Origin of the sequence: Mycobacterium sp. ELW1, assembly GCF_008329905.1 — a bacterium.
Taxonomy (GTDB): domain Bacteria; phylum Actinomycetota; class Actinomycetes; order Mycobacteriales; family Mycobacteriaceae; genus Mycobacterium.
In genome coordinates this window covers 1,700,941-1,725,942 of the sequence record NZ_CP032155.1, presented here as the reverse complement: position 1 = coordinate 1,725,942, position 25,002 = coordinate 1,700,941, and the positions used below count along the sequence as shown (strand labels likewise).

Below are 25,002 nucleotides of genomic sequence, written 5' to 3'. Positions count from 1 at the left end.
CCCGGCGGTAACTCTGAGACGACCCTACGCCGCCGCTCGCCGACACCGTTGCCGAAATGACATGTCGCTGGTGCTTTTATCACCAGTTCTACGAATTCCGTTGTCGAGAGTGCAGCAAAACGGGTGGTGAGCGGATTCTCAGGAATGAAGACCGTCCTGATCGGGCCCGTCATGACGACGCGCAAATGCCATAACCAGGTTTACGGTGTGAGGTTGGGCTCCCCGGCGCAACGGTCACAGCCGGCCCGGAAACCGGCCAAACGCGGAGTCAGTAATTCATGCAGGTGTTCGCGACCTGCGTAATCTGTGGGCCGATCTGCGCGAAGATGAGCGCATTCAACTGTGGGTTCCCTGCTTGCTGCTGCGCCAGTGCCTGCTGACGCTGGTCGGTCGACATGGCGAGGAACTGCTGAATATTCGCCTGCATATCGGGCCGCCCGTTGAGCTGTTTACCCAGCGCCGGCGCCTCCGCATTCAAGGCGGCCGTCACCTGCGTGTAGCTGCACGACGTGTTAGCCAGCGCATCCATGATCGGATCCGCCGAAGCCGGCGCCGACGGAGCGAGCGGAGATAGTGCGATCAGACTTCCAACAACGACGACTCGTCGTAAGCACCGCGCTGAGTTCATGGACGAGTGCCCTTCCATTTGCCACAACTGCCACATCTTGAGAAGCCGCCAGTTAATCACGGTGCTCTTGCGCGGTGCGGAAAACGCCTCAACTCACAGACTGTGACGGGCTCACAAGCCCGATTTCCGGTCGTCCCGGTGCGTCCGCTGCAGTTCCCGCTCGGCGTCCTCGAGCGCCTGACGCGCCATGCGCAACCGCTCGAGCAGGTCATCGCTCTCGTGCTTCCGGCGGTCGGCCGCCCGCGCTTCCTCCATCGAGTTCAGCACGATGCCGATGAACAGGTTGAACACCAGGAAGCTGAGGATGACCGTGTAGCTGATGAAGAACAGCACCGACCACGGCGACACCTTCAGTCCCATGTCCACGTTCTCGGGCAGGTTCTCCAGCGTCAGCATCACGTACATCGTCATCATCCCGCGGCCGACGTTCCCGAAGTGCTCGGGAGCGTAATTGCCGAAGAACACCCAGCCGAGCATCCCGTAGATGTAGATGAGCAGGGCGGTGGCCGCCGCAAGTGACGCCACCCCCGGGATGCTTCGCGCGATCGCGCCGATGACCACGTGCAGGTCGGGCAGGAACCGGATGATGCGCACGATCCGTGCCAGCCGCACGAGCCGCAGCAGCATCGCCGTCGTCCGCAGGCCCGGCACGAAGGACGCCGCGATCACGATGAAGTCGAAGACGTTCCACCGGTTTTTCGTGAACTCGCGGACGTCCCACCCCGCCGCGGTGAGCCGGATGAGCAACTCGACGACATAGATCGCGAGGATGACGTTGTAGCCCACATCGAAGGCGTGGTCGAGTCCGTCCGACACCGTGGGGAAGGTCTCCGCCCCCAGCATCGCCGCGTTGATCAGGATCACGATCACGATCAGGGTTTCGAAGACCGGATTACCGACCAGCCGTCGGCACAGCGATACGGCAGTCGGCACGGGCTTGGGGTTCAGCGGTTCGGGCGACGTGGTGGGTTGCACGTTTCGTGCATAGCAAAGGTCGGCGGAAACCAGCTGCCGACCCGCTGGGCGACATCGGCCAATCCGGCGTGACCGCCAGGGTGAGCGTCTAGCGTCACCGCCATGCGTGGGGTCGGGCGCCGCGGGTTCCTGTTGGGCTTCGGCGCGCTCGCCGCCACACCACTGTTGCCGGCGTGCGGCGACGCGAATGAGAAGGACCGCGATCACATCGTGGTCATCGGCGCCGGATTCTCCGGACTGGCTGCGGCCCGCAAGCTGACCGACGCCGGTCTGCGAGTGACGGTGCTCGAAGCCCGGGATCGGATCGGCGGCCGCACGCGGACCGACACCTCGCTCGGGGTGCCGATCGACATCGGCGCGTCGTGGATACACGGCACCGAGAGCAACCCCCTCACCAAGCTAGCCCGGGATGTCGGGGCCACAACGGTGCCGACCGATTTCGAGGACTTCGTCCTGCTCGAGGATCACCGGCTCGTCGGCAAGGAGGCGGCCGCGGCGTCGGCCGAGGACTGGCACCGGATCGCCCGCGAACTCGACGACCGCAGCGGTGACGCCTCGGCCACGGAGTCGGTGGCCGACGGACTGATCGGTATCGCCAACCTCGACGATCCATTGGTCGCCTGGAACGTCACCTCCCGCATCGCGGGCGAGTACGCGGCCGACCCGGCTCAGATGTCTCTGCGCTGGCTCGGCAGCGAAGGGCAGTTCGCGGGGCCCGACGTCATCCTCCCCGGCGGCTACACCCAGTTGTCCCAGTACCTCGCGAAGGGCCTCGACATCCGTCTGGGCACTGAGGTCACCCGCATTGCGCACGGTGGTGATCAGGTCCGCATCGACACCGCACAGGGCACCGTCACCGCGGACCGGGTGATCGTCACCGTTCCGCTCGGAGTCCTCAAGGCCGGAGCCATCGCCTTCGACCCGCCGCTGCCCGACGCCAAGCTGGGCGCCATCAAGCGCCTCGGATTCGGCTTGTTGAACAAGGTGGTCGTGGCTTTCGACGCGCCGTTCTGGCCGGAATCCACACCGATGATCGGCCTTGTGGGCGACAACCAGCCCGTCACCGATCTGGTCAACGGACTCGTCTTCGCCGGCAAACCATTGCTGGTGGGGTTGCGCGGCGGGCAGGCCGCCTGGTCGCGGGAGTCGATGTCGGACTCCGATGCGGTGAAGGAACTGATCACCGCGATCGACGCTCCCAACCCCGCCGGGTCCATCGTGACGAAGTGGGGAACCGATCGATATGCACGCGGCTCGTACAGTTTCATCGCCGTCGGGTCCAGCCCGGACGACATGCACGCTCTCGGTGAGCCCGTCGGCGGGCGGCTGATGTTCGCCGGCGAAGCCACCGATCCCGAGTGGTTCGGCACGGTCCACGGCGCCTACCTGAGCGGCCTGCGGGAAGCCGACCGCGTCCTCGCCTAGTTCGTCGGTGTTTTTTGCCCACGAGCGGCTATCCCCCACGCCATGACTGCCGACGCGCTGGCGCACGACACCGACACAGACACCAAGCTGAAACGCAAGATCACCGGGCCGCTGCTCTATCTGTTCATCCTCGGCGACGTGCTCGGGGCGGGCGTCTACGCGTTGATGGGTGTGCTGTCCCAGAAAGTCGGCGGGGTGTTGTGGGCACCGCTGCTGATCGCGATGCTGCTCGCGTTGTGCACCGCCGGCTCCTACGCCGAGCTGGTGACCAAGTATCCGCGGGCCGGCGGGGCGGCGGTCTTCGCCGAGCGCGCCTTCCACCGCCCGGCCATCTCTTTCCTCGTCGGGTTCAGCATGCTCGCGGCGGGCGTGACCAGTGCGGCCGGCCTGGCCCTGGCATTCGCCGGTGACTACCTCAAGACGTTCATCGACGTGCCCGCGGTGCCGGCCGCGCTCGTCTTCCTGCTGCTGGTGGCCTGCCTCAATGCCCGCGGTATCAGCGAGTCGGTCAAGAGCAACACCGTGATGACGGTCGTCGAGCTCAGCGGATTGATCATCGTGGTGGTCGCGGTCGCCGTCCTGATGAGCCGCGGCGGCGGGGACGTCTCGCGGGTGACCGCCTTCCCGCCGGACTCGTCGCCGGCGCTGGCGATCCTTGGCGCGGCGATTGTGGCGTACTACTCGTTCGTCGGGTTCGAGACGTCGGCCAACGTGGCCGAGGAGATTCGTGATCCGAGCCGGGTCTACCCGCGGGCACTGTTCGGGGCGCTGCTCACGGCGGGTGTGGTGTACACGCTGGTCGGGCTCGCCAGCGCCATCGCCCTGCCGTCGGAGGAATTGTCGACATCGTCGGGCCCCCTGCTGTCGGTGGTCGCCGCGTCGGGCGTCGGCATCCCCGACAAGGTGTTCAGTCTGATCGCGCTCGTCGCGGTCGCCAACGGTGCGCTGCTCACGATGATCATGGCGAGTCGGCTGACCTTCGGCATGGCCGAGCACCGCCTGCTGCCTCGTGCACTGGGCGCAGTGCTGCCCAATCGACGCACACCGTGGGCGGCGATCGTCGCCACCACCGTCGCGGCGATGGCGTTGACCTCGATCGGCGAGCTGTCGACGTTGGCCGAAACCGTTGTGCTGCTGCTGTTGTTCGTCTTCATCTCGACCAACGTCGCCGTCCTGGTGTTGCGCCGCGACACCGTGAACCACTCGCATTTCCGGGTGTGGACGCCGGTGCCGGTGCTGGGCGTGGCGTCCTGCCTGCTGTTGCTCACCCAGCAGAGTGCGAAGGTCTGGCTCTTCGGCGCGATCCTGCTCGCGGTCGGCCTGCTCTTGCATCTGGTCGCCGCCCGCCGTGCCGCGACCAGCGACAGTGCCGCCTGATTCGCCGAATTTCGATGTTCAGCGACCACGAGCTGGGGGTATAGGAATATCTCCTTTCTCCCGAGGAGACGCCGATGACCGCGACCGCCGAAACACCCACGAGCTCGGAGGCTCAGTCGCTGTTGGTGATGGTCGAGCGGTTACGGGCCAAGCTGGTCAGAGAGCGGGCCGGACTGGCGCGCCAGCTGCGCGAGTTGTCCCATCGGGTGGAAGGAATCGACCGCCAGCTCGACGATCTGACCGTCAGCGCCGAGTGGTTGGCTGCCATCACCGCGCAGCCCACCGATGAGCTGTCCGCGTAGATCCGTTCCGATACGGTGGGCTACACCGTGACCGAACCCATCCCGCCCCAGCCCGATCGGCCCGACCAGCCGGCGACACCGCCGCGGCCGCAACACCCGGGCGAGGACGTCGCTTTTCCCGAGTGGTTCCGGAAATTCTGGCGCAATCTGCTGGGGCCTAAAAACCCCAGCTGAACAGCGGCGCGCCCGGACGTCGTCACCTACGATGCATCCATCGTGAGCCAGCCATCCATTTCCGCCGAGACCGATTCCCTGTCTCGCAGGCAGATCGTCCTGTTGGTGGCGGCGCTGGTCTTCTCGCTGATGTCGTTCTCGCTGAACGCCACCATGCTGGCGCCGGCCGTCCGCGACATCAACGACACCTTGGGCCCCGGTGCGTTCGTCGCGATGTCGACGCCGTTCTATCTGGCGGGGGCGCTCGCCAACGTCGTGCTGATCCGCTGGAGTGACTACATCGGACGCAAGCGCGTCTTGATCGGCATCGTGATCGTGATGTGCATCGGCACCGTGTTGTGCCTGAGCACCTCGCTCCCCATCGTGGTGGTCGGCAGGTTCCTGCAAGGCACGTCCAACATCACGTACGGTCTTGCCTTCCTGATTCTTCGAGCACGCTTGTCCGGCGCGACATTTGGCGTGTGCTGCGGGGTGATGGCGTCCATCAACGGCGGGGTGGCCGGCGGCGACGCATTCCTGGCCGGCATCATGACCGACGCATTCGGCTACCGTTCGATATTCGCCCTGATCCTCGTTGTCGGCCTGATCGCCGTCGTCTTCGTCTGGAAATGGGTTCCGGCTGACGACGGTGCGGGCGCGGAGAGCCGGATGGACTGGGTCGGTGCCGTTTTCATCGGCCTGACCGTCGGCGGGATCACCATGTTCTTGTCCAACGGCGGGCACCAGGGGTGGGTGTCGGCGCCCGCACTGATCTGGCTGACGGCGGCCGTTGTGGGATTCCTCGCCTTGGTCGTGGTCGACAGACGGGTGGAACATCCACTCATCGCGCTCAAACACATGCGTTCCCGCGAGGCGTGGCCGCTGCTCGTCGTCACCATTCTTGTGATGGGGTCGTTCATGGTGGTGCTCGGCTTCATCGTGCCCGCGATGGCCGAAGACCCGGACTCCGGCTTCGGCCTCAACGCGACGACGACCGCGTTACTGTTCCTGACCCCCGGTGCGGTCGTGCAGGTCATCAGCGCACCGTTCATCGGACGATTGGCGGTTCGCATCGGATTCGTCACCGTCCTGCGGGCCGGGGTCGTGGCCACGATCGTCGTGGTCGCGCTGACGGCGGTTTTCGCCGACCACAAGTATGTAGTCGCCGCCCTCATGGTGATCTTCGGATTCACCTGCACCGCAGTGATACTCACGCCGCTGAGCTCACTGGGCGTGCTACAGGCATCCGACGAGGCACCCGGGGCGCTGCCCGGCATCGCCAATGCCAGCTACGGCATGGGCTTCACACTGGGGTTCGCCTGGGCCGGGCCGATCGTCGGCTCAGGTACGGATTCCACCTTCCAGCATGCGTTTTGGATCGCGGTCGGAATCGGTGTTGTGGCACTGGTTTTCAGCCTGATCCTCCGCCCGAAACCATTTACTGACGAAACTGCCGCCCCCGCCGATTCGACAGCTCACCAGACATCGCCCTGACCGACGGCGGCACCGGCGTTGCGCTGTCGCAGTCCGGCGCACGGCGCGGCTCGCCGTAGACGCATGTCAGCGGGACCACGCCCGCCCATGCTCCGGCGGCCACGTCGTCCTCGCCGTCCTCGGGCCAGCCATCGCCGATCTTCAGTGACCAGTTGTCACCGCTGATCTCCATTCGCAGCACCATGGTCGCGGCCAGCTCCTTGCGTGAACTCGCGCGAAGCTCCGCCACCCGGCCCGGGATAAAGGTGTCGGTCAGCGTCTCGAGGTAGCGGACCTTGTCGGATTCCTCGATCGTGTCGAATGTTCCGAACAGCGTGGCGCTGCGGAATTGGAAGGACGATTCAAAGCCACTGCGCGCCACCAGGACTCCATCGAGGGCGGTGATCGAGACTGCGGCGGTCGCGCCGTCGGCGAGCTGACGCAGCCAGGGTGAGCCCGTCGATCCGTGGATCACCAGTTCATCGCCGATCCGGGCAAAGCCTATCGGGAATATCGTCGGGTGTCCGTCGCGGATCAACGCGACGGTCGCCAGCGGAGTGGCATCGAGAAGCTCGTCGAGTCGCGAACGTTCGATGTTCTGCTTCTCCGGTAGGCGGCTAACCCTGGTCGACGGTTGCGGCATGGGATTACTGTCGCACGGCCCGCAGCGCGTCGGGGGTCAGGTCCCCCAGCGTCGGGTAGCCGTCGATGGCCATGATCAGATCGGTCTCGGCCAGCAGTGAGCGCAGCACGTGCACGATCCCGTCGGTGCCGGCCAGCGCCGCACCGTAGGCGTAGGGACGACCGATGCCAACAGCCTTGGCGCCCAACGCCAGGGCCTTGACGATGTCGGCGCCCGAACGGATCCCGGAGTCGAAAAGCACCGGCACGTCACCGGCCGCCGCCACGACGTCGGGAAGGCAGTCGATGGCCGGCACACCGCCGTTGGCTTGCCGGCCGCCGTGATTGGAACAGTAGATGCCGTCGACACCGGCATCTATCGCGCGCCGGGCGTCGTCGGGATGGCAGATGCCCTTGAGGATCAGCGGCAGTGACGTCAACGATCGCAGCCAGGTCAAGTCGTCCCATGTCAGCGAGTTTCCGAAGTTGCTGACCCAGGACAGCACGGCGTTGCGCGGGTCGGCGTCGATGTCGGCGTCGACCTTGGCGCGGAACACCGGATCGGTGATGTAGTTGGACAGGCACATGCCACGCAGCTGTGGGAAGTTGGCGGTGGAAAGGTCGCGCGGCCGCCAGCCGGGCACCCAGGTGTCCAGCGTGACCACGATTCCGGTGTAGCCGGCAGTTTCGGCGCGGCGCACGAAGCTCTCCGCCATCTCGCGATCGGTCGGGGTATACAGCTGGAAAAGCCCTGGCGTGTCGCCGAATTCGGCGGCGACGTCCTCCAGCGGATCCATCGTCAGCGTGGACACGCACATCGGAACCCCGGTGCGGGCGGCAGCCCGCGCGGCAGCGAGGTCGCCGTGGTGGTCTTGGGTGCACAGCCCGATCACCCCGATCGGCGCCATGAACACCGGGGCGGGCCAGCGCCGTCCCCACAGCTCGACCGACAGATCGCGCTCGGTGGCGCCGACCAGCATGCGCGGTATCAGGCCCCACTGTTCGAAGGCGCTGACATTGACCCGTTGGGTGCGCTCGTCACCGGCGCCACCGGCGACGTAGGACCATATCGACGGCGGAAGAGCTTGGGCGGCACGGGCTTCCAACTCGTCGAATGACATGGGCAGGCTGGGCACCGTACCGGTCAGGCCCTGGAAGTAGATCTCGATCTGGTAGTTGCCGTACGGCTGGGTCATCGGTGATCCTCTCGCAGTTCTACGCCGACACTCCCGTGTGGGCGGAAACCTCATCGACAAGTTCGGCGACCCGGCGCACCTGGTCGATGTCGCTGCTGGTCGGGATGAGGTGCACCTCGTCGGTCCCGATCTCGGCGAACCCGCGCAGCACCGCGACGAGCTCCTCCTCGGTACCGGCCCAGCCGGAGGTCGGCGCGATCACGTCGACGATCTCTCGCGGGATCCAGTTCATGTAGTGACGCAGATGATCGATGACCTGCTGGCGGGGCGCGTCGCCCTCGCCGAGCGCGAACCAAAACGACGTCGCCAGATGGGGTTTGGGCTTGGCCGCGGCGGCCCATGCGTCGCGGGCGACGTCGAACAGCGCGTTCTCCTTGTCGAGGTCGAGGTCCATCGAGATGCCGGCCAGGCCCTCCGCCCACGGCGCGGCACTACGCACAGTCTTGGGCCCCGTGGTGCCGACCAGCAGCCGTGGGCCGCCCTCGCGGGCGGGCCGGGGCCCGACGGGCAGCACCGACTCCGTGATCTTCTCCCCCGCCCACACCCGCTGCATGATCGCCACCCGCTCGGCCATGTCCCGCATGGTCTGGGTCTTCGGATCGGCGCCGACGGCGCGATAGTCCTCGTGCCGGCCCCCGACGCCCAGACCGACGGTCAAACGCCCGCCGCACAGCAGGTCCCCGGTCGCGAGGCCCTTGGCCAGCATCACCGGATCATGCAGCTGGGGTACGACGACAGTCGCCACCAGCGGCACCCGCTCGGTCCACCCGGCCAGGGCCCCCAACAGCGTCAGGGAATCGGGGTTGCCGAACGCGATCCGCTCCCCCCAACACAGCGAGGAGAACGGCCCCTCGTCGATCGTTTGCGCCCAGCGCTTGAGGATGTCTGCGTCAACGTCCGGTTCCATCACCGGCAATGTCATGCCAATCTGCACGCTCGCGATTCTGGCACGGCGCGGGCGGCCGCCCGCGCCGATCCGAGCTACTGACATACATCCGGCCTACTGACAGGATGGAGCACATGCCGATCCCCACTTCCGCCGTCGCCCACGTGCGGCTGACCGTCACCGACATCGACGCCTCGCGCCGGTTCTACGACAGCGTGTTCGGCTGGCCGGTCTACGCCGAATTGCCGGCGAACGCCGATGCCGCGACCCGCGAGCAGCTTTCATTCCTGTTCGGCGGCGTCATCTACAACATCGGCGACAACCTGATCGGGTTGCGGCCCACCGGCACCGGCGCCTTCGACGAGGACCGGGTCGGCCTCGACCACCTGGCATTCGCCCTGCCCAGCCTGGACGCCCTCGAGCAGGCCGCCGCCCACCTTGATTCCCTCGGCATCGGGCACGAGCCGATCAAGGACATCGGCATTGCCTACATCCTCGAGTTCCGCGACCCCGACAACATCGCCCTGGAGCTGACCGCCCGCAAGTAGCGCCCCGCCGAACGCCCTTGAACAGTGAGCTTGCCACGTCGTCACGTTTGTCCAATGAGAGGTGCAGTCAGAGATGTCAAGACTTGAGCGCAGCGAACATTCGGTGTCGTTGCTCGACGGTGAGATCGTCGAAGAATCGGATCTCGGTTCGATCCGACGCGTCACCGCCGACAACCTGCCCATCCTGTCCGGCCTCTCGATCAAGCGCCTGGTGATCAATCCGGGTGCGATGCGTACGCCGCACTGGCACGCGAACGCCAACGAATTGGCCTACTGCGTCACCGGAAACTGTCTGGTCTCGATCCTCGACAGCGGCAGCCAGTTCTCGTCGTTCACGATCGGTCCTGGCGAGATGTTCCATGTCGATTCAGGTTCGTTGCATCACATCGAGAACATCGGCGAGGAACCTGCCGAGTTCATCCTTGCGTTCCGGCACGAGCGGCCCGAGGACTTCGGCCTCGGAGCCGCGTTCGGCGCAATGACCGACGCGGTGTTGGGTAACACCTACGACCTGCCGGCCTCCGACTTCGCGAAGATCCGCCGCGACACCACCGACCGGAAGCTCGCTGCACGCGTTGGGGATCCGTCGGTTCCGAGCACCGCCCACTTCAACGATCCGCACAAATTCGGGGTCGAAGCGCAGAGCCCGCCAGTCGGCAGTGCAGTCGGATCGGCACGCCTGGCCCGGGTCCAGTTCTGGCCCGCCCTCAAGGACATGTCGATGTACTCACTTCGGATCCGTGAGGACGGCATGCGCGAACCGCATTGGCATCCGATCACCGCGGAGATGGGCTACGTCGCGTCGGGAAGTTCGCGGATGACCGTCATGGACCCCGACGGAACGTTGGACACCTGGTATCTGGAGCAGGGTGACATGTATTTCATCCCTCGCGCATACCCCCACCACATCGAGGTGGTCGATGCTCCCGATCTGCATTTCGCGATCTTCTTCGACCAGCCCACCCCCGGCGATATCGGATATCGGGCGTCGGCGAGCGCGTACTCGCGTGAAGTACTCGCTGCGACGTTCAACGTCCACATCGACGACCTGCCCAATTTCCCGTTCACCAAGGCCGATCCGCTGATCGTCAACCGGGTCAACCCGCTCGACCCGCGCGACTAGGCGGCTGAAGCACCGCCGAGATCGACGTTTTGCCGCGTGTTACTCGAACTTTCGCGGCGAAACGTCGGTTTGGGCGCAAGGTGATTAGCGCGCGGGGTCCTTCTGGGCGCGGATCGGCCCCGCGCTCGGCGGCGGGTTGAGCAGATTGCCGCGCAGGCTGCCCCGCGCGGTACGCACCGCAACCAGCAGCCAGGTGCTCAGCAACCCGGCGTAGGCGATCACCGCCGCAACCTTGAACGCGGGCAGGTTGGTGTGCACCGCCAGCTGGGCGGTGCCGGTGACGAAGGTGCCCACCGGGAAGGTGAGGCTCCACCAGGTCAGGGCGAACGGCATGCCGCGGCGCAGGGTGCGGATCGTCAGTGAGGCCGCGAGCGCGATCCAGAGCATCGCGAAGCCCCACACCGGAACTCCGAAGATCACGGCGAACGCATTCAGGTCCTCAGCCAGCTCGGGCTCGACGGCCGTTGCCGCGACGTGGCCGAGAAGCCCTGCGGCGGTGATGGATTGACCGAGTGGACCGAGCACGATCCACAGCGTCGGAACCCGCGCGGTTCCCGACGTTCCGTAGAGAGCCAGGCGGCTCCAGATCAGCGTGATGATGATGAACGCGGCGACCAGGGACAGTCCGAACATCGCGTAGCAGCCGTACAGCATGGTGGTGCGACCGGTGCCCGGCGCCATGTGGGGAATGAGCAACGCACCGGCGGCCGCCGAGACCATCGGCGGCACAATCGGCATCAGCCAGCCGCCGAACGCGGCGTCGGGTTCGACGTTGTGCTGGGTGAACATCAGGAACGGGATGCTCACCGCGGTGAACAGCCCGCCCACCGTGCCGGCTGTCCACAGCACCCAGTCCAGGTCGACGGCGAGCCGCTCGCCGATCAGATCTCGGCCGATCAGCACCGCACCGCTGCCGACGGTCAGTAGCGCCATCGGTGCCGCACCGTAGAAGTGCGCCATCTGCGGATTGCGGGCATGGGTGCGCGCGACTGTGGGATGGCGCAGCCAATGCAGGCCGACGATCGCGATCAGCACGACGAGCAGCGCCGCGGCGATCACCCAGACCACCTCGGCGAACCCGCGCAGTCCGGGGAGCTGTATCGGCAGCGTCGCACCCGCGGTCGCAACGATTCCGGTACCCATCACCGATGCGAACCAGTTGGGTCCGATGTTGCCCAGGACTTCGACCCGGGTCTGCGGTGTTGCCATAAGCAACAGACGGTACGGCATCCGAAGGCCGCCACCAGGTAAGTCGCCGATCATTGCACGGGATGGCCCAAAGTGCTTGACTGGCAAGGGTAATGGCAATCGAACTGAACCACACCATCGTCGCCGCGCATGACAAGCAGCGGTCCGCCCACTTCCTGACCGAGCTGTTCGGGCTACCGGATGCGATGCCGTTCGGACATTTCCTCGTCGTCACCCTCGAGCATGGGCTGAGCCTGGACTTCGCCGACGTGCCTGCCGATGAACCAATCCACCCGCAGCACTACGCCTTCCTGGTGTCCGAAGACGATTTCGACGCGATCTACCGCAAGATCTCCGATCGAAAGCTGCCGCACTGGGCCGATCCCCGCGCCACTCGCCCCGGCGAGATCAACCACAACGACGGCGGCCGCGGCGTCTATTTCCGCGACCCGGCGGGCCACTACCTGGAGATCATCACCCGGCCGTACGGCTCGGGCACGGGCTAACCGTTGTGCCCGCGCCGGTTCTCCTGCCGCAGGTAGTCCTGCGCCAGATCGGCGACGTGGGCGGGCAGTTGCCCGTTGGCGACATCGGCCACGCTGGTCTCCTCCAGCACTGAGCGCATGCTGGCGCGCAGCGCCCGCCACACATCGGTCAGCGCAGCGGTGGGCCCGCTGTAGGGCAGGTCGCCCAAGCCGATGTCGCGCACGCTTGCCAACGGCCCGTCGATGCAGCGCAACACGTCGGCGATGCTGATGTCGGCAGCCGGTCGGCCCAGCTCATAACCACCGTCGCGGCCGCGGTGGCTGCGCACCAGCCGGTCGGTGCGCAGACCGGACAGGATGTCGACCAGGAATTGCGCGGGGATGCCCTGGGCCTTGGCCAGGTCCTCGGTCTTGACCAGCACACCCGAGTCGACTGAGGCGAGCTGGATCATGGCGCGGACGGCGTATTCCGCCTTCGCTGACATCCGCATTCCGCGAATTGTGCCACTGCCTGGTCGGCAGCAGGCTCACGAGGCGTCTGATGCCGGTGCGGGTGTGGCGCCGGTGCGCTGCGGCGCCCGATGGGGCGTGAGCGCCTTACGGAGGGTCTCGGCGAACCGGTCCAGCGAGGTACGGACCTGGGTGACCGAGTTGTCGACCCGCTGCTGGACCGGGGATTGCGAAGCCTTGGTGCGCGGTACCGCCTTGTTGCCGTCGCTCAAATCCGTCGCGCCGTTGGAGGCCGTCGGCTTGGTGTCGGGACCGGTGACGGTGCCGGCGTCGGTGCCCTCGGCCGATGTCTCGGGCTTGGTCGCTGTCTCCGACTCGGTGGAACTTCCCGGCTTCGAGGATGCACCGGGTTTGGCGGTGACGGTCAGGCCGCGGCGGTGGCCCAGCGTGCGGCGCAGCGATGCCACGCTGTCGGCGACTGCCGAGAGGGTCACCGTCGGGGTCACTTTCGGCCGGGATGGCGCGGGCCGCCGCAAGATGTCCGTCAGTTCGGTCAGCCGCTGACGGACCTCGGTACGGATCGCCTTCACGATCTTCGACGGCGGCCCGACCGGCACCGCGACGACCCGAAGGGCGGTGGTGATGGCGGCGTCGACGTCACCGTCGGTGAGCGCAGCCAGCGTGTCCGCGATCAGCCGCGGTTTGGCCACCGCGATCCGAGCAGCCGCGACGGTGGCCTCGACGACCTGAACGCTGACATAGCCGACGTAGTCGGCGACCGATGTCACGGCATGCTGCAGGGCGCGATCCTCGATGACCGCAGGGGACGCACTGGCTGACGGAACGGTGGCCGGCTTACCGCTGAGCAGATCGGCGACCGCTTTGGGCGGCACCGGCAACTGCGGGGACGGGGCGCGCATCGGGGTCGGTGTCCCGGGCACGTCGCTCCAGAAGGCTTCGTCCACCGCCCGGCCGCTGAGCATCGTGACATTGGTGACGACGCCGGCGACAACTCTTTTCAGCGGGTCCGCCGGGCTCGTGCCACTGGCGTCTCGCGTCAGGGTCTCGAGCAGAGCCCGGTCGAGAGCGGTGGTCGATGCCGTGCTGTCGGCCGACAGCTTCACCGGGGGAACCCGTACGTCGGACTGGGGTGCCGACACCGGGTTCGCAACGACAACCGTCGCGCCCACGAGGGCTACTCCAGTCGTGAAAATCGCACCAATGCCGCGCCGCACCGCGTGCTCACCTCCCGGCACTCAGGCCAATTGCGGCCTTAAGAATACCTGAGAGGAAACTTAGAGAGAAAGACCCAATTGCTATTCGAGTAATTCACTTAATTTGACGAAGGGGAAAACAGAGTGCCCCTCCTTTTCGACGATCTTGAAAAGGAGGGGCACTCCGACGATCCCGCAGATTACCCCGCGGACTTGCTGGCCGAGGCCTTGGCGGGCCGCTTCGAACCGGCAACGCCCTTCTTGGCACCGGACTTGCCCGCACTGGAACTCTTCGCGTTGCTGTTGTTGGAGTGATCGGAGGCGGAAGCGTCGCTGCCGCTACCCGACTTGACGTTGCCGGAACCGCTGTCAGCAGCGGGCGACGACTCCTCCACGGCGGCGACACGCAGTGCCGACGCCGACGGGGATGCGGTCTTCGCGGCGGCGGCCGGCGGCGGAACCGGCGGCGCCGATCCGGTCTGCGACAGCGCGTCGGCGATACCGTGGACGGCCGCTTGGATCACGCCGCGGACGCTCGGCACCACCGTGGCCGCATCCGTTTGCACACCGGCGCCGACCGTCAGGTTGAGGATCGCGCCCGGGATTCCCCGCGGTCCGAAGAAGCCGTCCACCGCGGCGTTCCACGCCTCCTCGGCATTGCCGTTCGTGATGCCGGTGATCACGTTCTGCACGACGGCGCTGAACGTGCCGGCAAGCACCTGAGCTTGCCCGATGGAACTCTGAACGACCAGGTTGACCAGCTCCGGAACAGCACCGAGCAGGGCGGTACCCCGCGCGACCGCGTTGTCCAGCATGTAGTTCGCGCTGGCGAGGGCGACCTGGCCGGCGGCCACGAACGGTCCCACGATCGCGGACTGCAACGTCGCGATGGCGCCGGGAATGTCACCTGTGAGCGCCTGCTGAGTGGCCGTCACGAATGCGCCGGGCAGGTTCCACAGGCCTTCGCTGGCGATCAACCCGATCGTTGTCGCGGCGTTGGCGGCGCTCCCGAGGGATGCCGCCCCGTTGTATCCGAGCTGGCTGATGATCGGCAGGTGGTCGTTGATGATCTGCGGAAGCAGACCGACCGCGTTGAACTGGTAGCCGCCCTTCGCGATGGCGACGCCGCCGGCGGTGACCAAGCCGCCGAGGTCGGTATAGCCAGCAGTCGTGTTATCGGCGCTCAGCACCCACTGATTGAGGGAGCTGAACGTGCCGAGGAGTTCCGATAGCGGGCTGTCGAACCCGGCCAGGGCCACCTGGCTAACCGATGGCATCTGAAGGTCGGGCAGAGCGAGATTGGCCTGCGTTACTGGCGTCATTGCAATCGCGCTGGCGCCGACAACGGCAGCGGTCCCCGCAATGAGCTGTGAGCGTATGGAGATTTGCATTTCAATCCCTCCCGGGCTGGGGTCAACACTGACAAAGCTGAAGGTACCTGAGAAAAACCTGAGGGAAAACGGTAATTGACGATTTTGTCGAAAATATTTTCTGACCAGAACGTCAGATTTCATGCAGGCGCCCCACAGCGAAGCTCATCACCGGGTTTGACATGCAGAAACACCCGATTTAACAGGCTTCAGCAAATTTCTGTTTCGTCAGAAACGCGCACAAACGTATCTGAGCCGAGCGTGTCGAGGCGCGACGTCGCCGGATCCGACTCTCAGGTTCGTGGCCCAAATCTCTCAGGAAAGGGCCAAGAGCCGGTCTCAGTCTGAGATGGCGTCCGAATCGGTGACGACCACAGCGAACAAATCCTTGAGAGCGGCAAGACTCGCGGAGTGCAGCGATACTGCAGGGATGGCCGCACCGTCCACGCCTGGCAATGACCTCGTGGCTGTGGCGGCCGCGACCACCGTGGGCGCGTAGCCGAGGTTGAATGCGCCTCGAGCGGTCGAATTCACGCACATATGCGTCATGAATCCGCCGATGATCAGGTTCTCGGCGCCGACCGATTTGAGCCGCTCTTCGAGATCTGTGTGCACGAATGAGTTGGGGTAGTTCTTGACCACCACCGGTTCCCCGTCGCGCGGGGCGACCCTGGCCACGATCGCACCGCTCTCGCCGCTGATGTCATACAGCGAGCCGGGACCGTCGTCGTGCTGGATGTGGATCACCGGAATGCCCGCAGTCCGTGCACGATCCAACAGCGCCGCCGCCTCGTCCAGCGCGGCCTGAACACCTTCGAGTTCCATCACGCCCTGGGTGTACGTGTTCTGGCAGTCGATCAGGATCAGCGTCGACGTGGCCAGACTCGGCGGATCGAGCGGAAGGCCCGCGAGCGCCCGCAGGGTGTTGAGTTCAGTCATGGCGCCACGCTACTGCGTGGCGGCCAGCACCGCCTCGGCCAATTCGGGCCGGCACACCACGACATCGGGTAGCAGTGGGTCGGGCCTGTTGTAGTGCAGCGGTGAGCCGTCGATACGTGAGGTGTGCAGCCCGGCGGCTCGGGCGACGGCCACCGGGGCCGCCGAATCCCACTCGTATTGGCCGCCCGCATGCACATACACGTCAGCGCGGCCCTGAATCACGGCCGCGACCTTGGCTCCGGCAGAACCCATTTCGACCAGCACGCCGCGCAACGCGTCGCGCACCTGCAGCGCCACCGCCGGAGGTCGGGTCCGCGACACCACGATCCGCGGAGCGCTCGGCGCCGCCGGGGGCGGCGACACCGCAGGGGTTGCCAACGTAACGCCCTGGGCAGGAAGCGCAACCGCGCCCGCGATCAACTCGCCGTCCTCCCACAGGGCCACGTGCACCGCCCAGTCGTCACGGTCGAGTTCGGAGAACTCGCGCGTGCCGTCGAGCGGGTCGACGATCCATACCCGTTGGCTGCGCAGCCGGATCGGATCGTCGGCCCCCTCTTCCGACAGCACCGCGTCGTCGGGGCGTGCCGCAGCCAGTGCTTCCATCAGGTAGTCGTGAGAACGCTTGTCACCCGCAGCTTTTCGCTCCGCACCCGAGGCCTCGGCCAGCTCGACGCGAACGTCGAGCAGAAGCTTGCCCGCTTGGGTGGCCAGCTCGGCCGCGAGGTCGTGGTCGCTCACTCCTGACCCTCCAACAGATCGATGACCTGTTGGGCCAGCTCGTCGCACTCGTGATCGGGGGTCAGCCGCAGATCCGGATTCTTCGGCCGCTGATAGGGGCTGTCGATTCCGGTGAAGTGGGTGATCTCCCCGGCCCGGGCTTTGGCGTAGAGCCCCTTGGGATCCCGTCGCTCACAGTCTTCCAGCGGAGTGTCGACGAAGATCTCGTAGAACTCCACCCCCTGGTCGGCGTGCACCTTGCGGGCCAGCTCCCGGTGTTCTTCCAGCGGGCTGATCGCGGGTACCAGGATCGTCAGGCCGGCATCGGCCATAAGCGTGGCGATGTGGGCCAACCGGCGCAGGTTCTCGGCCCGATCCGCCATCGAGAAACCGAGGTCGGCGTTGAGCCCGTGGCGCAGATTGTCACCGTCGAGAATATAAGCGGGGCAACCATGTTCGAGCAGCTTCTGCTCCACCAGCACCGCCACCGAGGACTTCCCCGAGCCGGAGAGACCGGTGAACCACAGGGTGCGCCCCTTCGTCAGCCGGTCACCGGAGTCCACCAGCGACTGGTGGCGCACCGTGTTCGGCGACGCGCTGCGAGCGGCCGTCGGCGCGGTGTCGCGGACCATGCCCGCGGCCACCGTCACGTTGGTGTCGGGATCGATCAGGATGAACGATCCCGTCGCGGCGTTGCGGGAGTACTCGTCGAGCAACAGCGGCACCTGGGTGCGCAGGGTGACCCGGCCGAGTTCGTTGAGCTTCAACGCCGTTGCGCTCTTGTCGCGGTGCAGGGTGTTGACGTCCAGGCGATAGTCCAGCGCACCGACGCGTGCCCGCGTGGTGCGGGTGGTGTGCTTGATGATGTAGTCGCGTCCGGGCTCCAGCGACGACTCGTCGGCCATCCAGCAGACCGTGGCGTCGAATTCCCGGGTGGCCACCGGCTGGTTCTGCGGGCGGGCCAGCAGGTCTCCGCGGGAGATGTCGATGTCGTCGGCAAGACTGATCGACACCGCCATCGGCGGGAACGCCTCCTCGACAGGTCCGGTCGGGCCGTCGATTGTCGTGATACGACTGGTTTTTCCGCTCGGCAATACGACGATCTCGTCCCCGGGGCGCATCACACCGCCGGCGATCGTGCCCGCGTAGCTGCGATGGTCGGCGTGCTCGACGGTCTGCGGCCGGATCACATACTGCACCGGGAAGCGCACGTCGACCAGGTTGCGGTCGCCGGCGATGTAGACCTCTTCAAGGTGGCTCAGCAGCGGCGGACCGTCATACCAGGGCGCCTTGTCCGACTTCGTCACCACGTTGTCGCCCTTGAGCGCCGACATCGGGATGGTGGTGACATCGTGGATGTCGAGGCGGGCGGCGAAGGCGTGGAACTCCTCGCGGATCCATTCGAAACGCTCACGGTCCCAATCGATGAGATCCATCTTGTTGACCGCCAGCACGACGTGTTGAACGCCCAGCAGAGAGGCCAGGAACGCGTGCCTGCGGGACTGCTCGAGCAGGCCGTGCCGCGCGTCGACGAGCACGATCACCAGTTGCGCGGTCGAGGTTCCGGTAACCATGTTGCGGGTGTACTGAATATGGCCAGGGGTGTCGGCGATGATGAATTTCCGCTTCGCCGTGGCGAAATAGCGGTAGGCGACGTCGATGGTGATGCCTTGCTCGCGCTCGGAGCGCAGGCCATCAGTGACCAGTGCGAGGTCGGTGTAGTCATTGCCACGCTCACGCGACGTCCGCTCGACAGCGGCGAGCTGGTCTTCCATCACGGCTTTGGAGTCGTAGAGCAAGCGGCCGATCAGGGTCGACTTGCCGTCATCTACGGAGCCGGCGGTGGCAATCCTCAACAGAGTGCTCATCAGAAATACCCCTCGCGCTTGCGGTCTTCCATGCCGGCTTCGGAAATACGGTCGTCGGCGCGGGTGGCGCCACGTTCGGTGAGACGCGACACCGCGGTCTCGGCGATCACTTCCTCGACGGTGGAGGCGGTGGACTCCACGCAGCCGGTGCAGGTCACGTCGCCTACCGTGCGGAACCGCACCGAGGTCTCGAAGACCGGTTCGTCGGGCGTGGGCTGCAAAAACTCGTGGACGGCCAGGAGCATCCCGTCACGCTGGAAGACCTGCCTGGGGTGGGCGTAGTAGATGCCCGGCAGGGTGATCTCCTCGGCACCGATGTAGGCCCAGATGTCGTACTCGGTCCAGTTGGACAACGGGAAGACGCGGATGTGCTCGCCCTTGCGGTGACGCCCGTTGTAGAGGTTCCACAGCTCGGGACGCTGCGCCTTGGGATCCCACTGGCCGAACTCGTCGCGGAAACTGAACACCCGCTCCTTGGCCCGGGCCTTCTCCTCGTCGCGGCGGGCACCGCCGAAGGCGGCGTCGAACTTGTTCTCCCGAATGCCGCGCAGCAGCGTGACGGTCTGCAGCGGGTTGCGCGATGGCCCGTTGTCGACCACCCGGCCTGCCTCGATGTCCTCCTCGACACTGGCCACCACCAGGCGCAGGCCGTACCGCTCCACCAAATCGTCGCGGGTGGCGATCACTTCCTCGAAGTTGTGACCGGTATCGACGTGCATCACCGGGAACGGCAGCCGGCCCGGCGCGAACGCCTTGATCGCCAGGTGCAGCATCACGATCGAGTCCTTACCGCCGGAGAACAGCAGCACGGGCCGTTCGAACTCGGCCGCGACCTCGCGAATGATGTGAATTGCCTCGGCCTCCAGGGACCGAAGGTGGCTCAGCTCGTACTGCCCCGGCTTGGGGCGTTCGACCACCGGACTCGCCATGATTTCCTCGTAAAGTTGGTAGATTTGACCAGAATTACAAAGCCAACCCGGAATCTAACGAGCATGACGGATCAAGTCAAGGATTAAGCGCAGGCAGAACTACCGCGTGACTGAACTACAGAGTGACTTCGGTGAGCTTGCCGGTTGCCACGTCGAAGACGAACCCGCGCAGCGACTCGTGCTTGGTGACGAACGGGCTGGCCTCGATGCGCCTCAGCGACTGGCGCACATCGTCGTCGAGATCGGCGAACGCTTCGGCAGCCCACTCGGGCTTGATGCCGACCTCATCCTGGATCTCACCCTTGAAGACGTCGTCGGTGAACGTCAGCATCCCGCAATCGGTGTGATGGATCAGGATGATCTCTTTCGTGCCCAGCAGCCGCTGGCTGATCGCGAGCGAGCGGATCTCGTCGTCGGTGATCACTCCCCCGGCATTACGGATGACGTGTGCTTCGCCGTCGCCCAAACCCAGGATCCGATACACATCCAACCGGGCGTCCATGCACGCCACCACGGCGACGTGCTTGCTCGGCGGCAAAGGCAGCGGGCCGCTGAACGTCTTCGCGTACTCGGCGTTGTTGGCCAGGTATTGGTCGGTAACGCTCATGGCCGCGAGGCTAGCGACGCGCGCGCCTTAGGCCACCACGAACGATCAAGCTGATTCTAAGTACGCCGTGGGCCTATGGCGCTTCGGGAGTCGTCGCGGTGACCGGCGGCGACGCGACCTCCGGCGTCTTCGTCGGCTCCACGGCGGTGTCCTTGGTGGTCTCGCCCGTCGTCATCGAGGACGTCACGGGCGAGGTGAACGTGCCGGGATCGGACACGATCATGCCGCTACCTTGCTCGGTCATTGCGATGCCCAGTGCACCCATCGCCACAATCGCACTGCCGCCGACCACGGCGGACAGCGTTTTGATGTTCGTCATCTCGACACTCCCAATCGGTCTCGGACCAGTTCTGCGGGCCGGCTCCCCTGCCAAACCGCTGGGAATTGGTTAACCCGAAGCTGTGAGACCAAACCTGCAAGCCGCTGACCTGCGGATTAGCCGCTGCTCGGCGTCGGAGGTTGCGGACTGGCCGACGCCACCGACGAACTCGGGAGCATCGGCTTCGACGTCTGCACTGTCGTCGGGCTGAGACTGATGGTGGTCGGATCGACGCTGGTGCCCTTGTCCTGGCATGCCGCCAGCGCCGGGAGCGCCACTGCGACGAGCAGGGCTGGAACCAGTCGGTGTGTGAGCTGCTTCACGTGCACGCACGCAGTCTTCCCGTGCCCCGCGCAGCTAAACCCTGCCCCGCACGAAGGGTCCTGGCGTCGTTTCGACCGCCCATCTCCTACCCTGTGCTGCATGCACCCTGCGCCGGGCAGCGGCCAATGACGCGTTTTCTGGCGCGTCGGCTACTCAACTATGTGGTGCTGCTGGCCCTGGCGTCGTTCCTCACGTTCACGCTGACGTCGTTGACGTTCGCGCCGTTGAACAGTCTGATGCAACGCAATCCGCGTCCGCCGCAGGCGGTGATCGATGCCAAAGCCGCCGAACTCGATCTCGATAAGCCGATCCCGCTGCGCTACGCCCACTGGGTGGCCGGCGCGGTGCGCGGTGATTTCGGGACGACCGTGACCGGTCAGCCGGTGTCCGACGAACTGGGCCGCCGCATCGGGGTCAGCCTGCGACTACTGGTGATCGGCTCGGTGCTGGGCACCGTGATCGGCGTCGTGGTCGGCGCGTGGGGGGCGATTCGGCAATACCGATTGTCGGATCGGGTGATCACTCTGCTGTCGCTATTGGTGATCAGCACACCGACGTTCGTCATCGCCAACTTGGCGATCCTGGCCGCACTGCGGGTGAATTCGATTCTCGGAGTGCACATTTTCGAATACATCGGGGAGACCTCCCCGGACGCCGTCGGCGGTTCCTGGAATCAGTTCGTCGACCGGATGCAGCACTTGATCCTGCCCTCGATCACGCTGGCACTGGGCGCGATCGCGGGTTATAGCCGCTACCAACGTAATGCGATGCTCGACGTGCTGGGCCAGGACTTCATCCGCACCGCGCGGGCCAAAGGCCTCACCCGGCGCAGGGCGTTGTTCAAACACGGGCTGCGGACCGCACTGATCCCGATGGCAACGCTGTTCGCCTACGGCGTCGCGGGTTTGGTCACCGGGGCGGTGTTCGTGGAGAAGATCTTCGGCTGGCACGGCATGGGCGAGTGGGTGGTTCAGGGCATCGCAACCCAGGACACGAACATCGTCGCGGCGATCACGGTGTTCTCCGGTGCGGTAGTGCTTCTGGCCGGGCTGCTGTCCGATGTCATCTACGCGATGCTCGATCCCCGGGTGAGGGTGACGTGACCGAGACGACCGACAGCGCCCGCTCGGGGGTCAAGCCCGAGGAATTCGCCTCGCGGCGCACCCTGGTGCTGCGCCGCTTCGCCCGCAATCGGGGCGCGATGGCCTCGTTGGTGATCCTGATCGTGCTGTTCATCGGCTGCTACGCCCTGCCGCCGCTGTTGCCTTGGTCCTACACCGATCTCGACTTCTATGCGCTGCAGGACCCGCCCAGCACCGACCACTGGTTCGGCACCAACGCGTTGGGTCAGGACCTGTTCGCCCAGATCCTGCGCGGTATGCAGAAGTCGATGCTCATCGGCGTGTGCGTGGCGGTGATCTCGACCGGGATCGCCGCGACGGTCGGCTCCATCGCGGGTTACTTCGGCGGTTGGCGCGACCGGACGCTGATGTGGTTGGTGGACCTGCTGCTGGTTGTGCCGTCGTTCATCCTGATCGCGATCCTCACGCCGATCACCAAGAGCTCGGCCAACGTCATTTTGCTGATCGTGCTGCTGGCCGGGTTCAGCTGGATGGTGAGCTCGCGCATGGTGCGAGGCCTCACGATGAGCCTGCGGGAGCGCGAATTCGTCCAAGCCGCACGGTATATGGGCGTCCCGAGCCGGCGCATCATCACCCGGCACATCATCCCGAATGTGGCCTCGATCCTGATCATCGATGCCGCACTCAACGTCGCGGTGGCGATCCTCGCCGAAACCGGGTTGAGCTTCCTGGGTTTCGGAATCCAGCCGCCCGACATCTCGCTCGGCACGCTGATCGCCGACGGCACACAGTCGGCGACGACATTCCCGTGGGTGTTCTTATTCCCCGCCGGTGTTCTGGTGCTGATCCTGGTGTGCGCCAACCTCACCGGTGACGGGCTGCGCGACGCGCTGGACCCCGGCAGCGCCACACTGCGCCGAGGCCGTAAGAAGAAGACGAAGCCATGAGCGAGGCCCTGCTAGAGGTCACCGACCTCGCCGTCAGCTTCCCCACCGACGGCGACGACCTGACTGCGGTGCGCGGGCTGACCTATCAGGTGCGTCCCGGCGAGGTCGTCGCAATGGTCGGCGAATCCGGGTCGGGCAAGTCCGCGGCGGCCATGGCCGTCATCGGCCTGCTGCCCGAGTACGCCACGGTGTCGGGCTCGGTGCGGCTGTCCGGCCAGGAACTGCTCGGCCTGTCCGACGGCGAGATGTCGAAGATCCGGGGGCGGCGCATCGGAACGGTGTTCCAGGATCCGATGTCGGCGCTGACCCCGGTCTACACCGTCGGCGACCAGATCGCCGAGGCCATCACCGTGCACCACCGGGACGTCGGCAAGCAGGAGGCCCGCAAGCGTGCCGTCGACCTGCTCGAGCTGGTCGGCATCGCCCAGCCTGAGCGACGGGCCCGCGCCTTTCCCCATGAGCTGTCCGGCGGTGAGCGCCAGCGCGTGGTCATCGCGATCGCGATCGCCAACGATCCGGACCTGTTGATCTGCGACGAGCCGACGACTGCGCTCGACGTGACCGTTCAGGCCCAGATCCTCGAGGTACTCAAGACCGCCCGCGACGTCACCGGTGCCGGTGTGCTGATCATCACCCACGATCTGGGCGTGGTCGCGGAGTTCGCCGACCGGGCTCTGGTGATGTACGCCGGGCGGCCCGTCGAGGTCGCCTCGGTGGACGACCTGTATCGCGACCGTCGAATGCCCTACACCGCAGGATTATTGGGCTCCGTGCCGCGCCTGGATTCGCCGCAGGGAACGCGACTGGTGCCAATTCCCGGGGCACCGCCCTCGCTGGTGGATATGCCACCCGGCTGCCCGTTCGCCCCGCGCTGCCCGCTGGCCGTCGACGAGTGCCGCGCTGCGGAACCGGCACTGGTGACCATCGACCCGGCATCCGCAGACCACCTGGCGGCGTGCATCCGCACCGACGAGGTCACCGGCCGCACGGCCGAGCAGATCTATGGCGTGTCCACCCAGCCGGTGACCGTCGACGACCCCGCGGATCCGGCTCCGGTGATCACGGTGCGGGACCTGGTGAAGACCTACCGGCTGACCAAGGGCGTGGTGTTCCGCCGCACCATCGGCGAGGTTCGCGCCGTCGACGGCCTCAGCTTCGATCTGCTGCGCGGGCAGACTCTGGGCATCGTCGGCGAATCCGGCTCCGGCAAATCCACCACACTGCACCAGATCCTCGACCTGGCGGCGCCGGAGTCCGGCTCCATCGAGGTGCTCGGCAACGACGTCGCCACCCTGACGAGCTCGCGCCGCCGGGAACTGCGCCGCGATCTGCAGGTGGTGTTCCAGGATCCGGTGGCATCCCTGGACCCCCGGCTGCCGGTATTCGAACTGCTGGCTGAACCGTTGCGCGCCAACGGTTTCGACAAGACCAGTAGCGACACACGGGTCGCCGAACTACTCGAGATCGTCGGCCTGCGCCGAGCCGACGCCAGCCGCTACCCCGGTGAGTTCTCCGGCGGCCAGAAGCAGCGGATCGGCATCGCCCGGGCATTGGCGCTACAGCCCAAGATCCTGGCGCTCGACGAACCGGTGTCGGCGCTGGATGTGTCCATCCAGGCCGGCATCATCAACCTGCTGCTGGACCTGCAGCGCGAGTTCGAATTGTCGTATCTGTTCGTCTCGCACGACCTGTCGGTGGTCAAGCACCTCGCCCATCGCGTCGTCGTGATGTACCGGGGCGCGATGGTGGAGTACGGCGACGCCGACGACATCTTCGCCAACCCGCAGCACGACTACACCAGAAAGTTGCTGGCCGCTATCCCGCAACCGGATCCCACTCGCCGTTAGCATCAGTGG

At 66.0% G+C, this 25,002-nt stretch carries 26 protein-coding genes; 10 read left to right on the top strand and 16 right to left on the bottom strand.

Features of this window, described 5'->3' with window-relative positions; all coding sequences use genetic code 11:
- Window positions 1-268: 268 nt before the first annotated feature.
- Together D3H54_RS31120 and D3H54_RS08130 are read right to left on the bottom strand one after the other, a co-directional pair.
- Window positions 269-529 (bottom strand): hemophore-related protein, encoded by a 261-nt coding sequence (locus tag D3H54_RS31120; RefSeq protein ID WP_168214808.1) that lies wholly within the window; start codon window positions 527-529, stop codon window positions 269-271.
- Window positions 530-739: 210 nt separating this feature from the next.
- Window positions 740-1,603, bottom strand: coding sequence for an ion transporter (locus tag D3H54_RS08130; protein WP_149378615.1), 864 nt, complete (start codon window positions 1,601-1,603; stop codon window positions 740-742).
- A gap of 102 nt (window positions 1,604-1,705) precedes the next feature.
- On the opposite strand from D3H54_RS08130, the gene D3H54_RS08125 reads away from it, so the two are divergent.
- The 4 genes from D3H54_RS08125 (at window position 1,706) to D3H54_RS08110 (ending at window position 6,354) form a co-directional block, all read left to right on the top strand.
- Complete coding sequence (locus D3H54_RS08125) at window positions 1,706-3,028, top strand: flavin monoamine oxidase family protein (RefSeq protein ID WP_149378614.1); 1,323 nt, start codon at window positions 1,706-1,708, stop codon at window positions 3,026-3,028.
- Window positions 3,029-3,070: 42 nt separating this feature from the next.
- Window positions 3,071-4,405 carry an APC family permease gene (locus tag D3H54_RS08120; protein WP_149378613.1) on the top strand — a complete coding sequence of 445 codons (1,335 nt, stop codon included), beginning with the start codon at window positions 3,071-3,073 and terminating at the stop codon, window positions 4,403-4,405.
- Window positions 4,406-4,479: 74 nt separating this feature from the next.
- Window positions 4,480-4,707 (top strand): hypothetical protein, encoded by a 228-nt coding sequence (locus D3H54_RS08115; RefSeq protein WP_149378612.1) that lies wholly within the window; start codon window positions 4,480-4,482, stop codon window positions 4,705-4,707.
- Between the two features lie 216 nt (window positions 4,708-4,923).
- The gene (locus tag D3H54_RS08110) at window positions 4,924-6,354 is read left to right on the top strand and encodes an MFS transporter (protein WP_286199167.1); all 1,431 of its coding nucleotides are present in this window, start codon (window positions 4,924-4,926) and stop codon (window positions 6,352-6,354) included.
- Here the strand turns inward: D3H54_RS08110 and D3H54_RS08105 are convergent.
- The 3 genes from D3H54_RS08105 to D3H54_RS08095 are packed head-to-tail and all read right to left on the bottom strand — an operon-like array spanning window position 6,299 to window position 9,072.
- Entirely contained in the window at window positions 6,299-6,976 is a 678-nt protein-coding gene (locus D3H54_RS08105) for a pyridoxamine 5'-phosphate oxidase family protein (RefSeq protein WP_149378611.1), read from the bottom strand. The genes D3H54_RS08110 and D3H54_RS08105 overlap by 56 nt on opposite strands.
- Before the next feature lie 4 nt (window positions 6,977-6,980).
- Window positions 6,981-8,150, bottom strand: a complete 1,170-nt coding sequence (locus tag D3H54_RS08100) for a lactate 2-monooxygenase (protein ID WP_149378610.1) — start codon at window positions 8,148-8,150, stop codon at window positions 6,981-6,983.
- 19 nt (window positions 8,151-8,169) lie between these two features.
- The gene (locus D3H54_RS08095) at window positions 8,170-9,072 is read right to left on the bottom strand and encodes an LLM class flavin-dependent oxidoreductase (RefSeq protein ID WP_149383410.1); all 903 of its coding nucleotides are present in this window, start codon (window positions 9,070-9,072) and stop codon (window positions 8,170-8,172) included.
- A gap of 98 nt (window positions 9,073-9,170) precedes the next feature.
- Between D3H54_RS08095 and D3H54_RS08090 the strand changes: the two genes are divergently transcribed.
- Window positions 9,171-9,584: a VOC family protein gene (locus D3H54_RS08090; protein WP_149378609.1), complete on the top strand. Its 414-nt coding sequence runs from the start codon at window positions 9,171-9,173 to the stop codon at window positions 9,582-9,584.
- Window positions 9,585-9,657: 73 nt separating this feature from the next.
- Window positions 9,658-10,707: a cupin domain-containing protein gene (locus D3H54_RS08085; RefSeq protein ID WP_149378608.1), complete on the top strand. Its 1,050-nt coding sequence runs from the start codon at window positions 9,658-9,660 to the stop codon at window positions 10,705-10,707.
- 84 nt (window positions 10,708-10,791) lie between these two features.
- On the opposite strand, the gene D3H54_RS08080 is transcribed toward D3H54_RS08085, so the two are convergent.
- The gene (locus D3H54_RS08080) at window positions 10,792-11,916 is read right to left on the bottom strand and encodes a TDT family transporter (RefSeq protein ID WP_286199166.1); all 1,125 of its coding nucleotides are present in this window, start codon (window positions 11,914-11,916) and stop codon (window positions 10,792-10,794) included.
- Window positions 11,917-12,008: 92 nt separating this feature from the next.
- Here D3H54_RS08080 and D3H54_RS08075 point away from each other — a divergent pair, with 92 nt between their 5' ends.
- Complete coding sequence (locus D3H54_RS08075) at window positions 12,009-12,401, top strand: VOC family protein (RefSeq protein ID WP_149378606.1); 393 nt, start codon at window positions 12,009-12,011, stop codon at window positions 12,399-12,401.
- Here D3H54_RS08075 and D3H54_RS08070 read toward each other — a convergent pair.
- The 10 genes from D3H54_RS08070 to D3H54_RS08025 all read right to left on the bottom strand — a co-directional run bounded on the left by D3H54_RS08070 (window position 12,398) and on the right by D3H54_RS08025 (window position 21,116).
- Entirely contained in the window at window positions 12,398-12,871 is a 474-nt protein-coding gene (locus D3H54_RS08070; protein WP_149378605.1) for an Rrf2 family transcriptional regulator, read from the bottom strand. The genes D3H54_RS08075 and D3H54_RS08070 overlap by 4 nt on opposite strands.
- A gap of 36 nt (window positions 12,872-12,907) precedes the next feature.
- Window positions 12,908-14,020, bottom strand: a complete 1,113-nt coding sequence (locus D3H54_RS08065) for a hypothetical protein (protein ID WP_149378604.1) — start codon at window positions 14,018-14,020, stop codon at window positions 12,908-12,910.
- A 224-nt stretch (window positions 14,021-14,244) separates the two neighbouring features.
- The gene (locus D3H54_RS08060) at window positions 14,245-15,558 is read right to left on the bottom strand and encodes a hypothetical protein (RefSeq protein WP_149378603.1); all 1,314 of its coding nucleotides are present in this window, start codon (window positions 15,556-15,558) and stop codon (window positions 14,245-14,247) included.
- A gap of 195 nt (window positions 15,559-15,753) precedes the next feature.
- Complete coding sequence (locus D3H54_RS08055) at window positions 15,754-16,353, bottom strand: isochorismatase family protein (protein ID WP_149378602.1); 600 nt, start codon at window positions 16,351-16,353, stop codon at window positions 15,754-15,756.
- A 9-nt stretch (window positions 16,354-16,362) separates the two neighbouring features.
- Window positions 16,363-17,091: a 3'(2'),5'-bisphosphate nucleotidase CysQ gene (locus D3H54_RS08050; protein ID WP_149378601.1), complete on the bottom strand. Its 729-nt coding sequence runs from the start codon at window positions 17,089-17,091 to the stop codon at window positions 16,363-16,365.
- Window positions 17,088-18,938, bottom strand: a complete 1,851-nt coding sequence (gene cysC, locus D3H54_RS08045) for an adenylyl-sulfate kinase (RefSeq protein ID WP_149378600.1) — start codon at window positions 18,936-18,938, stop codon at window positions 17,088-17,090. The genes D3H54_RS08050 and cysC overlap by 4 nt, the downstream gene beginning before the upstream one ends.
- Entirely contained in the window at window positions 18,938-19,867 is a 930-nt protein-coding gene (gene cysD, locus D3H54_RS08040) for a sulfate adenylyltransferase subunit CysD (RefSeq protein ID WP_149378599.1), read from the bottom strand. The genes cysC and cysD overlap by 1 nt, the downstream gene beginning before the upstream one ends.
- Before the next feature lie 115 nt (window positions 19,868-19,982).
- Window positions 19,983-20,474 (bottom strand): beta-class carbonic anhydrase, encoded by a 492-nt coding sequence (locus tag D3H54_RS08035; RefSeq protein WP_149378598.1) that lies wholly within the window; start codon window positions 20,472-20,474, stop codon window positions 19,983-19,985.
- A gap of 73 nt (window positions 20,475-20,547) precedes the next feature.
- On the bottom strand, window positions 20,548-20,793 hold the full coding sequence (locus D3H54_RS08030; RefSeq protein ID WP_149378597.1) for a hypothetical protein: 246 nt from the start codon (window positions 20,791-20,793) through the stop codon (window positions 20,548-20,550).
- Window positions 20,794-20,909: 116 nt separating this feature from the next.
- Window positions 20,910-21,116 (bottom strand): hypothetical protein, encoded by a 207-nt coding sequence (locus tag D3H54_RS08025; protein WP_168214807.1) that lies wholly within the window; start codon window positions 21,114-21,116, stop codon window positions 20,910-20,912.
- Window positions 21,117-21,242: 126 nt separating this feature from the next.
- On the opposite strand from D3H54_RS08025, the gene D3H54_RS08020 reads away from it, so the two are divergent.
- From D3H54_RS08020 to D3H54_RS08010, 3 genes are read left to right on the top strand one after another with little or no spacing between them, the layout of a single operon-like run.
- The gene (locus tag D3H54_RS08020) at window positions 21,243-22,220 is read left to right on the top strand and encodes an ABC transporter permease (protein WP_149378595.1); all 978 of its coding nucleotides are present in this window, start codon (window positions 21,243-21,245) and stop codon (window positions 22,218-22,220) included.
- Complete coding sequence (locus D3H54_RS08015; RefSeq protein WP_149378594.1) at window positions 22,217-23,146, top strand: ABC transporter permease; 930 nt, start codon at window positions 22,217-22,219, stop codon at window positions 23,144-23,146. The genes D3H54_RS08020 and D3H54_RS08015 overlap by 4 nt, the downstream gene beginning before the upstream one ends.
- Window positions 23,143-24,993, top strand: coding sequence for a dipeptide ABC transporter ATP-binding protein (locus D3H54_RS08010; RefSeq protein WP_149378593.1), 1,851 nt, complete (start codon window positions 23,143-23,145; stop codon window positions 24,991-24,993). Before D3H54_RS08015 ends, D3H54_RS08010 begins: the two co-directional genes overlap by 4 nt.
- Window positions 24,994-25,002 lie beyond the last annotated feature (9 nt).